11 protein-coding genes are annotated in these 11921 nt (G+C 66.4%); 1 reads left to right on the top strand and 10 read right to left on the bottom strand.

The genetic code is table 11. The features are described from left to right. Positions 1–15 precede the first annotated feature (15 nt). Positions 16–876, top strand: coding sequence for an alpha/beta hydrolase (locus I6F09_RS00120; protein WP_225187210.1), 861 nt, complete (start codon positions 16–18; stop codon positions 874–876). A gap of 124 nt (positions 877–1000) precedes the next feature. Here I6F09_RS00120 and I6F09_RS00115 read toward each other — a convergent pair whose 3' ends face one another. The 10 genes from I6F09_RS00115 to I6F09_RS00070 all read right to left on the bottom strand — a co-directional run bounded on the left by I6F09_RS00115 (position 1001) and on the right by I6F09_RS00070 (position 11723). After that, positions 1001–1354 carry a Rieske (2Fe-2S) protein gene (locus tag I6F09_RS00115; protein WP_225187209.1) on the bottom strand — a complete coding sequence of 118 codons (354 nt, stop codon included), beginning with the start codon at positions 1352–1354 and terminating at the stop codon, positions 1001–1003. Next, on the bottom strand, positions 1326–2030 hold the full coding sequence (locus I6F09_RS00110; RefSeq protein WP_225187208.1) for an ABC transporter ATP-binding protein: 705 nt from the start codon (positions 2028–2030) through the stop codon (positions 1326–1328). The genes I6F09_RS00115 and I6F09_RS00110 overlap by 29 nt, the downstream gene beginning before the upstream one ends. Next, positions 2023–2805, bottom strand: a complete 783-nt coding sequence (locus tag I6F09_RS00105; protein ID WP_225187207.1) for an ABC transporter ATP-binding protein — start codon at positions 2803–2805, stop codon at positions 2023–2025. Before I6F09_RS00105 ends, I6F09_RS00110 begins: the two co-directional genes overlap by 8 nt. Continuing rightward, on the bottom strand, positions 2805–3851 hold the full coding sequence (locus I6F09_RS00100; protein WP_225187206.1) for a branched-chain amino acid ABC transporter permease: 1047 nt from the start codon (positions 3849–3851) through the stop codon (positions 2805–2807). Before I6F09_RS00100 ends, I6F09_RS00105 begins: the two co-directional genes overlap by 1 nt. Beyond that, positions 3848–4720: a branched-chain amino acid ABC transporter permease gene (locus I6F09_RS00095; protein ID WP_225187205.1), complete on the bottom strand. Its 873-nt coding sequence runs from the start codon at positions 4718–4720 to the stop codon at positions 3848–3850. The genes I6F09_RS00100 and I6F09_RS00095 overlap by 4 nt, the downstream gene beginning before the upstream one ends. A 68-nt stretch (positions 4721–4788) precedes the next feature. Beyond that, the gene (locus I6F09_RS00090) at positions 4789–5943 is read right to left on the bottom strand and encodes an ABC transporter substrate-binding protein (protein WP_036004998.1); all 1155 of its coding nucleotides are present in this window, start codon (positions 5941–5943) and stop codon (positions 4789–4791) included. A 76-nt stretch (positions 5944–6019) separates the two neighbouring features. After that, complete coding sequence (locus I6F09_RS00085; protein WP_225187204.1) at positions 6020–7216, bottom strand: 2Fe-2S iron-sulfur cluster-binding protein; 1197 nt, start codon at positions 7214–7216, stop codon at positions 6020–6022. After that, positions 7213–8046, bottom strand: a complete 834-nt coding sequence (locus tag I6F09_RS00080) for an FAD binding domain-containing protein (protein ID WP_225187203.1) — start codon at positions 8044–8046, stop codon at positions 7213–7215. Before I6F09_RS00080 ends, I6F09_RS00085 begins: the two co-directional genes overlap by 4 nt. Next, a complete protein-coding gene (locus I6F09_RS00075; protein ID WP_225187202.1) occupies positions 8043–10436 on the bottom strand; it encodes a xanthine dehydrogenase family protein molybdopterin-binding subunit in 2394 nt (797 codons plus the stop codon). Before I6F09_RS00075 ends, I6F09_RS00080 begins: the two co-directional genes overlap by 4 nt. 9 nt (positions 10437–10445) lie before the next feature. Then, positions 10446–11723: an amidohydrolase/deacetylase family metallohydrolase gene (locus I6F09_RS00070; RefSeq protein WP_225187201.1), complete on the bottom strand. Its 1278-nt coding sequence runs from the start codon at positions 11721–11723 to the stop codon at positions 10446–10448. Positions 11724–11921: the final 198 nt, after the last annotated feature.

The raw sequence follows: 11921 nt of genomic DNA, 5'->3' as shown, positions 1-11921 counted from the left end.
CAAACGGAGACTCCCATGGTTGAGAACCCTCATTCGACAATTCGGCCGCTCGACCCCCGCGACCGCTGGTCCGAGCTGTCCCGGGCGGAGCGCAGCGCGGCCTATGACAACAACGCGGCGGTCAAGAACAGCCCCGCCCTGATCGCCGAGCGCAACGAAGCCTCAAGCCGGCTGCGGGGCACGCTCAGGTCCCATCTCGACCTGCCCTACGGCGAGCGGGCGAATAACAAGATCGACCTCTACCCGGCCGCGAAGCCTGATGCGCCCTGCCTGGTGTTCCTGCATGGCGGCTACTGGCAGCGCAATTCGCGCGAGCTGTTCGCCATGCTGGTCGAAGGCGTCGCCGCGCATGGCTGGTCGGTTGCGATCCCCGGCTATTCGCTGGCGCCCGAGGTGTCCCTCAGCGACATCGTCGCCGAGATCCCGCGCGCGCTCGACTGGCTCGCGGCGCACGGCGCGTCCTATGGAATTGCCGGACCGGTCGTGCTGTCGGGCTGGTCCGCCGGCGCCCATCTCGCTGCCATGGCGCTGGATCATCCGCGTGTCCATGCGGGGCTCGCGCTCTCGGGCGTCTACGATCTCGCGCCGATCCGCGATACGGGGCTGAACGATGCGCTGAAGCTGACGGACGAGGAGATCGCCACGCTGTCGCCGCTGCGCCTGCCCGTCATCCAGAAACGCCTCGACATCGCCTATGGCAGCAGCGAACTGCCGGCGCTCGTTTGCGATTCCATCAATCTCTTCGACAAGCGCGTGGCGGCGGGAGCGCCGGGCAAGCTCATTTCGGTCGAAGGCGCCGACCATTTCACCATTCTCGAGGCTCTGCGCCGGCCGGACGGAGTCCTGGTGGAGGCTGCGCGGCGGCTGCTGGACTAAAAGTGCGAAAAACAACCCCATGCACAGTAGCGATGTCGTTGTTTGCAAAGGCGAATTGTTTGAGGGTCGATCGACACCGCCTTTGCCGCTTTGACTCGTCGGGCAAAACAGGGGCATGATGGCATCATCGCCCCGGCTGCCGCTCCTGCATCTCAATCCAGATTCGCTCGCCCGTGATCCGCACCGGATAAAGCCGCAGCGGCCGGCTCGGCCATCCCGCACTGATCTCGCCATCGCGCAAATCGAACGACGCCGCATGGCGGGGACAATCGAGGCGCCCTGCCGTCACCTGCCCCAAGGCCAGATCCGCCTGCTCGTGCGGGCACGCACGTTCGCAGGCGACGACGTTGCCCTCGTTCCAGATCACGAGCAGGTCGCGCCCGGCGACGCGGACGATCGTCTCCGCCTTCAACCGGTCGAGATCGCAGACGGCAATCCACCCGGCGTCGTCACCCACCGAGATAGGCCCTGCGCACATGCTCGTTCGCGATCAGCTCGCTGCCGGCGCCCGATAGCACGATGCGGCCGTTCTCGAGCAGATAGGCGTGGTCGCACATCTCGAGCGCAGCGAAGGCGTTCTGCTCGACCAGCAGCACCGTGGTGCCGGCATCGCGAATGCCGCGGATGATCGCAAAGGTGCGCTCGACGATATTGGGGGCGAGCCCGAGCGACGGCTCGTCGAACATGATCAGGCGCGGCCGCGACATCAGCGCGCGGCCGATCGCAAGCATCTGCTGCTCGCCGCCCGACAGCGTGCCCGCCGCCTGCCGGCGCCGCTCGGCGAGCCGCGGGAATTCCGAGTAGATACGGTCGCGGTCGGCCGCGATCTCGCCCGAACGACGCCGGAGGTAAGCGCCCATATCGAGATTTTCCTCGACGCTCATATGCGGAAACACGCGCCGCCCTTCCGGACAATGCGCGATGCCGCTCGCCAGCACGCGCGGCGGCTTCGCGCCGGTGATGTCGATGCCCTCGAACTTCATCTGGCCCGAGCGCGGCGGCACCAGGCCGGAAATCGCGCGCAGCGTCGTGCTCTTGCCGGCGCCGTTGGCTCCGATCAGGGCGACCAGCTGGCCGGCCTTCACGTCGAGCGAGATGCCGCGCAGCGCGGTGACGCCACCGTAGCCGCAGACCATGTCGCGGATCTCAAGCACGTCCTGCTCCATGTCCAAGATAGGCTTCGATGACAGCAGGATCGTTGCGGATCACATCGGGCGTGCCTTCGGCGATGATGCGGCCATAGTTGAGCACCAGGATGCGATCCGAGACGGTCATCACCATCGGCATGTCGTGCTCGACCAGCAAAATCGTGATGCCGCGGTCGCGGATGCCACGGATCAGCTCGACGAAACGGTGCGTCTCCGAGGCGTTCATGCCGGAGACGGGCTCGTCGAGCAGCAGCATCGACGGCTCCGCCGCCAGCGCCAGCGCGACACCGACCAAGCGCTGCTCGCCGTAGGAGAGCGAGCCCGCCGCATCGTGGGCGCGGCGTTCGAGCCCGACCCATTCGAGCAGCTCGCTCGCGCGCTGCCGCAGCTTGCGCTCCGAGGCGCGGGCGCCTGGCAGGCCGAGGATGGCGTCGAGCAGCCGGACCCGGCCCTGCCGGTGCAGGCCGATCAGGAGGTTGTCATAGACGGTGTCGTTCGGGAATACGCTGGTGCGCTGGAAGGTGCGGATCAAGCCGAGATCGGCGATCTCGTGCGGCTTCAATCCGGCGAGCGCAGTGTTGCGATAGGTGACGCGGCCGGCGCTCGGCGTCAGGAAGCCGGTCATGACGTTGAAGGCGGTGGTCTTGCCAGCGCCGTTCGGCCCGATCAGGCTGACGATCTCGCCCTCGCCAACCTCAAAGCTCATGTCCGAAATCGCGACCAGCCCGCCGAAGCGGACGGCGACCTGATCGATGGTCATGGCGATGCTGCGCGCGGTCATCACGCCGGCTCCTTGGCGCCGGTTTCAGTGAGCGTCACCGGTGCCAGCGCCGTCGTCCCGCTCCGTCGCCGGGTCAACCGCTGCGCCAGCGACGGCACGATGCCGCGCGGCAACACGAACAGGATGGCGATCAGCACGCCGCCATAGGCGATCCACTGCGCTTCCGGCGCCATCACAGGCCGCAGCGCAACCGGCAATAGGCCGAAGATCAGGCCGCCGACGACGGGACCCGCCAGCGAGCCCTTGCCGCCGCTGATGACCATGATCACCATGGTGACGGTGTTGATGAAGGCGAAGACTTCAGGGTCGATGATCCGGATGTAGTGCGCATAGAGGCTCCCGGCCGCGCCGGCGATCGCGGCGGAGATCACCGCAGCAATCGTCAGCGTCCTGGTCACGTCGATGCCAACGGAGACGGCGAGCGTTTCGTTCTCCATCAGGCCACGCATGGAGCGGCCGAAATGGGAATGAACGAGGCGCGCGATCAGGAGATAGGCAATGAGCGCAACGACCAGGACGAGATAATAGTTGTGGAATTTCGTGCGCAGTGTCAGCTCGCCAAAGCCGGGCAAGGGCAACGCGATGGACGGGATATTGGTCAGCGCCAATGGACCCTGCGTCAGCTCGACCCAGTTCAGCGCGACCAGCCGGACCACCTCGGCAAAGGAGATCGTCACAATGACGAAATAGGCGCCGCGGACGCGGAACGACAACAGACCGACGAAATAGCCGCACAATCCTGCAATCAGGATCGCCAGCACGAAGCCTATGATCGGCGGCCAGGGCGTGTGAACCAGCCGAAAGCCGCCGGGCAGGCCGATGTCGAAACCAAGCGACGTCAGCGCGCTGACATAGGCGCCGATGCCGAAGAAGGCGATATGACCGAGGCTGAGCTGGCCGGTGAAGCCGAGCAGCAGATTGAGACTCATCGCGCCGATGACGAAGATGCCGGTCGTGATCAGCGCGTTGAGCAGATAGGGATCGCGCAGCCAGAGCGGCACCGAGGCCAGCGCCGCGACGGCGAGAATGGTGACGATCGTCTTCATCCGACGCGCTCCGCGCGCGCGAACAGGCCGGTCGGCCGGAAGATCAGCACCGCGATGATGATGAGAAAGCCCATGGCATCGCGGTAGCCGGACGAGACGTAGCCGGCGCCGAGCTCCTCGGCCAGCGCCAGGATGAAGCCGCCGATCACCGCGCCCGTGATGTTGCCGAGGCCGCCGAGGATGACGATGGCGAAGGCCTTGACCGCGGCGAGATCGCCCATCTGCGGGAAAATGACGTAGACCGGCCCGAGCAGCGCGCCGGCGGCGGCCGCCAGGCTGGAGCCGATCGCAAAGGTCGAGGTGTAGATCATATCGACGTTCACGCCCATGAGGGACGCCGTGTCGTGATCCTGGAACGTCGCCCGCATCGCGCGGCCGAGGCTGGTCTTGTTGATGAGCAGATACGTCACAAGGATCAACATGGCCGCAGCGGCGAGCACGAACAGGCGCAGCCGGGAGACGGAGACCGGCCCCAGCACCAGCGGCGCCTCCGGGAATGGCGTCCCCACCGCTTTCGCGACTCCGCCCCAGATCCACAGCGTGCCCGACTGCATCGCGATCCAGGCGCCGATCATCACCAGCATGGTGGTGTCGATGTCGGAGCCGCGCAGCGGACGCAGCAAGGTCAATTCGATGGCCGCACCCAGCAGCCATCCGGCCAGCACGGCCACGGGCAGCGCGAGAAAGAAGTTCAGCCCAAGCTGCTGCACCACGATGAACATGATGTAGGCGCCGAACGTGTAGAGCACGCCATGCGTGAAGTTCACGACGTTCATGATGCCGAAGATCAAGGTCAGCCCGATACCCAGCAGCGCATAGGTGCCGCCGAGCACGAGCATGTTGATCAGATGCTGAAGGAATTCGCTCAAGATTGTTCCCGATTAGTCCGTATTCGGCGAGAGCGGTGACGTACCGCCCTCGCCTGCGAACAAGCGCGTCAGAGCGTCTTCATCTCGATCTTGCCGTCGGCGATCTCGATGAGGTAGACGTTCGGCTGGCTCTGACCGCTTTCCTTGCCCTCGGGCCCGGACTTGCGGAACACGATGTCGCCGTTCAGCCCCTTGATGTTGATGTTCCAGAGCGCCGCCTTGATCGCGGCAGGCTCAGCCTTGCCGGCCTTCTCGATCGCGGCGGCGACGGTGCGGATGCCGTCATAGCCACGGAAACTCTCGGTGCAGCCGGCGAAGTCGAAGCCGCGCTTCTTCCATTCCGCGATGAAATAGTTGGTGGCTTCCGGGTTCGGGGTCTTGTCCGGGAACCAGGGCAGGAAGGTGGTCAGATGCATGGTGCCGTTGGCGGCCGCTCCGGCTTGCGCGATGATCTGGTCCGGGTTCTGCGAGCCGCCGGTGGTGATGATGCGCTTCTTCAGGCCAAGCGCGGCGGCCTGCTTGAAGATCAGCGTGAGCTGGTCAACGGCGGTGGTGACGATGACGGTCTCGGAATCCGAGCTCTTGATCTTGGACAGCTGCGCGCTCATGTCCTGCGCGCCCTGGTCCATGGTCTCGACGAGGCCGATGCCGATGCCCTTCTCCTTCATCATCTTGCTGAAATCCTCGGCGGTGCCGCGGCCCCAGTCATTGTTGATGACGAGGAAGTCGACCTTCTTGAGCGCGAGCTTGTCGACGATGTTCTTGAACGCGGCCGCCTCAATCGCGGAGGGCGGCGAGATGCGGAAGATGAAGGGATTGCCCGTCGTCGTGATCTTGCCGGAGGACGAGGTCTCCACCACCATCGGCGTCTCGTACTCCATCAGCTTCGGCATCACCGCGAGCGTCAGGCTCGACCCCCAGGCGCCCATCAGGACCGGCACCTTGTCGCTGGTGATGAGCTTCTCGGCGACGGCGGCGGCCTCCGTCGGGTTGCTCTTGTTGTCCTCGATGACGAGCTCGATCTTCTTGCCGAGGATGCCGCCCTTTGCGTTGATCTCGTCGGCGGCGATCTTGGCACCGTTAACGACGTAAGTGCCTGAGGCCGCGAACGCGCCGGTGAGCGGCTCGTTGACGCCGATCTTGATGGTCTGCGCCCCCGCGGCGCCGCCGAACAAGGCCGTCGCCAACGCGATTGCCGGAACCAGTCCGAGTGTTCGTGTCATGTTTGTCTCTCCAAATCCCACGCTGTTGATGTCAGGGCAGTCCAGGCTTCGTCACTCCGCGGCGCCGGTTCGCCGATCATTCCGCGCCACCTCTTCCGAAGGTGCGGCGAAATATTTGCGCGAGCCGGGCTCGCAAGACGTCCGATGCAATCGACCAGAAGCTGAGCTCCGCCGGACCTGCCTGCCCCGACGAGGCGCCGGACATGTGGCGGTCGAGATTGGCGGCGAACTCCGCAACGAGACGTTTTGCAAGGTCGCGCACGAGGCCGGGACGACCGACCTGAGCCAGCATTCCCGTGAGCGTGTAGCCGATCGACAGTTCGACCGCGGTCGCCGCGCCGCCTTCCAGTGGCAGCAGGCGGTAACGGATCTCGCCCTGCGTCGCGGAATGGCTGCGCTGGTCGGTGCCGATGCCGACGATGCGCCCCGAGAGTGTCGCGGGATCCCGCTCGACGCGCGCGGCCCCCTCGAAGCTTGCTGCGATCGGACCGAGCCTGACGCGGATCGATCCTTCGACGCGCTCCGGCTTTGGCGTCGACGACAGCGATACGCCAGGGAGGCAGGCGGCGATGCCTGCGATGTCCTCGAACATCGCGAACACCTTTGCCGGCGGATACGGCAACGTGAAGCGCTGATCGAGCACGGTTGCCGGCGTGAAGTCGGGGATGCTGCTTGGGGTGGCACTTTCCAGTGCCGGAGCTGGCGCGTGCCGCGCAGGCCGCAACTCGTTCCGGGCGGTTGCCGCTCGCCCCGAGCCGGCAGGACCAAGGACGGTCCGACCCCCATCCGCCATCGGCGCGACGTTGCGCGCGCGCCTTGCCTCGATCACGGACTGCACCGCGCGCACAATGCCGACATAGCCGGTGCAGCGGCAGAGATTGCCGCTGAGGCCGATGCGAATCTGGCGCTCGTCGGCGTCGGGCAGACGCAGCACCAGGTCGCGCGCCGAGACCAGCATGCCGGGCGTGCAATAGCCGCATTGCAGGGCATGCTCGCGGGTGAAGGCAGCGCGCAGCTCGGTCGTGATCTCGTCCTCGTCGAGGCCTTCGATCGTGGTGACATCGGCGCCCTCGCAGGCCGCCGCATAGGTGATGCAGGAGCGCGCCGGTACGCCGTCGAGCAGCACGCTGCAGGCGCCGCAGACGCCGTGCTCGCAGCCGAGATGGGTGCCGGTGAGATCGAGCCTGTCGCGGACGAAATCGGCAAGACTGGTGCGCGGCTCGGCGTGCAGCTCCACCGCGCGGCGATTGACCTGAAGCGCGATCGTGGTCATGCCGCGGCCTCCAGAACGGCGCGCTTCAGCACGCTGACATAGATGTGGCGCTGCGCGGCATCGTCGATGCCGGCGCTTGCGAGCAGGGCATCGGCGGCACGGACATCGAAGCGCTGCTTGTAGTCGGCGGCAATCCGGCCGCCGAACAGCTCGGCATTTGTGACGACGATCGGCGGCGTGTCGATTGCACCGATCACGATACGCGCCGAGGCGGCGGCGGGATCGACCAGCACCGCACCGATCGCGTGGGCAAATTCGCCGGTCTTGCGGCAGCTCTTGGCATAACCCCAATGCGCCGTCGCCGATCGCGCCGGCACGTGGACCGCCTCGACGATCTCGCCGGCATGCAGCGCAGGTTCCAGCGCACCGACCACAAACGCTTCGACCGCCATCGATCGCACACCGGCAAGACTGCGCAATGTCACGCGCGCACCCAGGGCCGCCAGCGCCGAGATCCAGTCCGCGGCGGGATCGGCATGGCTGAGCGAGCCGCCGATCGTGCCGCGATTGCGGACCGCGCGATAGGCGATGTTGGCAGCGACAGCCCGCATGGAGCCGCGGGTCACGTCGGCCGTGCGGCCGTCCTCGATATCGGCATGGGTGATAAGAGCGCCGAGCACGAGCTCGCTGCCGGAGACTTCTGCGCGCTTGAGCTCGGCAAGGCCCGAAATGTCGACGATCAGCTCCGGCTGCACCAGCCGCAGATTGAGCATCGGGCCGAGCGATTGTCCGCCGGCAATGATCTTCGCCGATCCGCCGCTTGCGGCCAGCATCGAGAGAGCCGCATCGAGGTCGCGCGGGCGCTCGTAAGCGAAGGGCGCCGGTTTCATGCCGCACTCCTCTCAGCCGCGCGCGCGGCCAGCACCGCCGCGACGATCCGATGCGGCGTGATCGGCGACTGCATCAGCTCGACGCCGAGCGGGCGCAGCGCGTCGTTGACGGCATTGGCGATCGCGGCGGGCGGTGCGATGGCCCCGCCCTCGCCGATGCCTTTCACCCCGAATTGCGTATAGGGCGACGGCGTCTCCATGTGATCGAGGCGCGCGGCCGGGACCTCGGTCGGGCCGGGCAGCAGGTAGTCGGCGAGCGTCGTCGCCAGCGGCTGGCCGGAGGCGTCGAACGGCATTTCCTCGTAGAGCGCGGTGCCGATGCCTTGCGCGAGGCCGCCATAGATCTGGCCGTCGACGACGAGCGGATTGACCAGCACGCCGCCGTCCTCGACGATCACATAGTCGAGGATCTCGACCTCGCCGATATCAGGATCGACCGCGACCACGGCTGCATGCGCGGCATAGCTGAAGGTGCCGCTGTCGCGCACGGGCTTGTAGCCTTGGGTGACCTCGAGCCCGCCGGGATCGACGTCTGGCGGCAAATCCTGCGGGCGGCGGTACCAGGTGTGGGCGATCGCCTTCAGGCTGACGCTGCCGTTGACGCCGCGCACCTCGCCATTCTGCAACACCACCGAGGCCGGATCGTGCTGCAAGAGTTTCGCGCCGATGCGGCGCGCACGTTCGCCGAGTTCGCGGCAGGCCGTCGCGACCGCACCACCCGCCATCACCATCGAGCGCGAGCCCCAGGTGCCGGTCGAATAGGGCGTCATCGCGGTGTCGCCGAGGACGATGCGGATGTTTGCGACATCCACGCCGAGGATTTCGTGCGCGACCTGGGCGAGCGTCGTCTCCATGCCCTGCCCGTGCGAGTGCACGCCGACGCGCAGTTCAAGGCCACCGTCCGGCGTCAGGCGCGCCGAGGCCTGCTCATGGCCCGGCACCATCGGGATGCCCCAGCCGGAATAGACCGAGGTGCCGTGCGCGGCCTGCTCGCAATAGATGGAGATGCCGACGCCAATGCGGCGGCCGTCGGCCTCGCCCTGCTTTTGCCTGGCGCGGATGGCGTCGATGTCGATGGCCGCGAGCGCGCGGCGCATCGCTTCCGGATAATCGCCGCTGTCGAAATGCTTCTTGGTGATGTTGTCGAACGGCATCTGTTCAGGGCGCACCAGATTGCGGAGCCGCACCTCGCCGGGCTCTAGGCCGGCTTCCGCCGCCACGAGGTCGAGCATCAATTCCAGCGCAAAGCAGACGCCGGTGCGCGCGACGCCGCGATAGGGCAGGATCGGGCATTTGTTGGTGGCGACCGAGAAGGTGCGGCAGCGATAGGCCGGCATCTTGTAGGGACCGGGCAGGATGCTGGCGACCTGCGCGGCTTCGAGACACGCGGAGAACGGATAGGACGAGTAGGCGCCGGAATCCACCGTCGCTTCGCAATCGATGCCGCGCAGCGTGCCGTCACGGTCAGCATAGACCGTGATTTTGTAATGATGTTCGCGGCAATTGGAGCTGGCGACGAGATGCTCGCGGCGGTCTTCGAGCCAGCGGACGGGATGGCCGCAGCGCATCGTCAGCCAGGATAGGCAGACCTCTTCGGGCAGCAAAATTCCCTTGTGACCGAAACCACCGCCGACGTCGGGCGAGATGACGCGGATCTGGCCCTCCTCCATGTCGAGGCATTCGGCGAGGCCGCTGCGCGTGATGTGCGGCATCTGGGCCGCCGAATGCAGCGTGAGCTGGTCGAGCCTCTTGTCGAAGGTCGCGACCACGCCGCGGCCTTCCAGCGGCGACATGCATTGCCGCGCCGTCGAGATCTCGCGCGTCACCTTGATCGGCGCATCGAGCGCTGCGGAGATGTCGACCTCGTGATTGGTCTCCAGGAAGACGTTGTCGCCCCAATGCTCGTGCACCAGCGCCGAGCCGGGCTCGCGCGCCTTCAGCATGTCATGGATCGCCGGCAGCTCCTCCAGATCGAGCGTCACGGAGGCCGCGATGTCCTCGGCCTCGGCGCGGGTCGGCGCGAGGCACATCGCGACGAGCTCACCGACCTGGCGCACCTTGCCGGTGGCGAGCACCGGCTGCTCCGAGATCTTGAAGCCCGGCAGGCCCGACACCGCACGGATCGGCTTGATGCCGACGAGATCGGTCGCCGTGAACACGCTGCCGCGATGGCGTTCGGGCACATGGATGCCGCGGATGCGCGCATGCGCCAGCGGGCTGCGCACGAAGGCGACGTCCTGAAGGCCGGCGAGCCTGACGTCTCCGACATATTGGCCGCGGCCGCGCATCAGGCGGTCGTCTTCCTTGCGCGGCAGTCGCGCGCCAACGCCCTGCCCCGTCTTTCCGTCCGGAAATTCTCGCTCGTTGCGCAACTTCGCGTTCTCCTTCACCGCCCGGCCTTATGCCGCGACGGCCTGCGGCAGGATCGGCGCGACCGCGTCGAAGCGGGTGCCGGCGCGCAGGCAGAAGGCCGGCTGCAGCAGGCGCTCGGCAATCACCTCGTTCTTCTCGTTGTCCTTGAGGACGAAGCGGCCGTTTCTCTCCGTGAGCACGGAGACGTCGGCGTCCATGCCGATCTTGAGCGCGCCGATTTCACCGCTGCGGCCGAGCATTTTCGCGGGATTGGAGGTGACCATCGGCACCACCTGCTCCAGCGACAGGCCGAGCGCCATCATCGAGCTCATTGCCTGAACCAGGCTGAACTTGGCCTGGCCAGCGAAAGGATGGTTCTCGTCGTCCTCATGCTGGTCGGGCGTTCCCGCCGGCGCGGGCACATGGGTGTTGTAGCCGTGGATGTCGGCGCCGAGCGTGGTCGGAATGATGCCGGCAGCGATCGCCTTCTTCGCGAGCCGATAGGAGAAATGGCTGCCGTGGCCGACATCGACCTTGAGGCCGCGGTCGAGCGCGGCCTGGATCACCGGATGCACCTCGCCCTCGCGATTGACGAAGCCGCCGGGATGGCGCGTGAAGGGATGAGCGAGGATGTCGCCCTCGCGCAAGAGCGGAATGACGCGGGTGAGGATGGTGTCGGCGTCCTCGCCATTGGCGCCGCTCTCGGGCAGGCCCCAGAGCTGGCCGAAATGCACATAGACCGGCAGGTCGGCGCGCTTGCCGATCTCGGCCGCCATCTCGATCACGCGAATGCCCCAGCGCGCGAAGCCGCCGATCTCCGCGTGAGCCTTGATGCCGCGCACGAGATCGAGATTGGCGGTTGCCGACTTGACGGTCGCATCGATGTCGACGCCGTCGGGGCTGTAGAGCTGCGGATAGAAATGGCCCTCGAGGCCGCCGACGAGATAGGCGGAGATAAAGGCATAGACGCGCGAGGCCGAGGCGTCCGCGATGAAATGACGGAAGCCCGGCAGCGTCATGCAGGACGGACCGCCCTGATCGACCAGCGTCGTCACGCCGGACTGCACGCCCACCATGTCGGGGTTCATGCCGAAACGGCCGGAGACATATTGATAGACATGGGCGTGGGTGTCGATCAGCCCGGGCAGCACCAGCTTGCCGCTGACATCGACGACCTCCTTCGCGCTGGTCGGCAGAATGTCGGATGCGACCGCCGCGATCTTGCCATTGCGGATGGCGACGTCCTTGAGGCCATCGACGCCGGAGGCCGGACAGATCACGCGGCCACCCCGGAGCAGAAGATCGAAGCTGGCAGTGACGGACATGGCGCTCTCCTCTTCTTGCGAGGGGCGACGGCTTCGTCCCTCGAATTACGAAGCATGCTTCGCATTTTGACAAAAGCAAGCATCGTGCCATGATCCCGATGTGGCAGGCGCACTCGAATCGAGCTAAGCGCGGCAGGGTTTCGGCTTGGGAGTGTGTGCATTGCGGCAAGCGAAGACACGTCGCCTATTGGGGGATGT

It is taken from the genome of Bradyrhizobium sp. IC3195, assembly GCF_020193585.1.
GTDB classification, from domain to species: domain Bacteria; phylum Pseudomonadota; class Alphaproteobacteria; order Rhizobiales; family Xanthobacteraceae; genus Bradyrhizobium; species Bradyrhizobium yuanmingense.
The sequence above is the reverse complement of the archived record's forward strand: the minus strand, read 5'-3'. Positions and strand labels throughout refer to the sequence as shown.

Coding starts and splice junctions, on each gene's coding strand:
- I6F09_RS00120 (WP_225187210.1), top strand. CDS start 16: ATGGTTGAGAACCCTCATTCGACAATTCGGCCGCTCGACCCCCGCGAC.
- I6F09_RS00070 (WP_225187201.1), bottom strand. CDS start 11,723: ATGTCCGTCACTGCCAGCTTCGATCTTCTGCTCCGGGGTGGCCGCGTG.
- I6F09_RS00105 (WP_225187207.1), bottom strand. CDS start 2,805: ATGACCGCGCGCAGCATCGCCATGACCATCGATCAGGTCGCCGTCCGC.
- I6F09_RS00085 (WP_225187204.1), bottom strand. CDS start 7,216: ATGACCACGATCGCGCTTCAGGTCAATCGCCGCGCGGTGGAGCTGCAC.
- I6F09_RS00080 (WP_225187203.1), bottom strand. CDS start 8,046: ATGAAACCGGCGCCCTTCGCTTACGAGCGCCCGCGCGACCTCGATGCG.
- I6F09_RS00115 (WP_225187209.1), bottom strand. CDS start 1,354: ATGTGCGCAGGGCCTATCTCGGTGGGTGACGACGCCGGGTGGATTGCC.
- I6F09_RS00100 (WP_225187206.1), bottom strand. CDS start 3,851: ATGAAGACGATCGTCACCATTCTCGCCGTCGCGGCGCTGGCCTCGGTG.
- I6F09_RS00090 (WP_036004998.1), bottom strand. CDS start 5,943: ATGACACGAACACTCGGACTGGTTCCGGCAATCGCGTTGGCGACGGCC.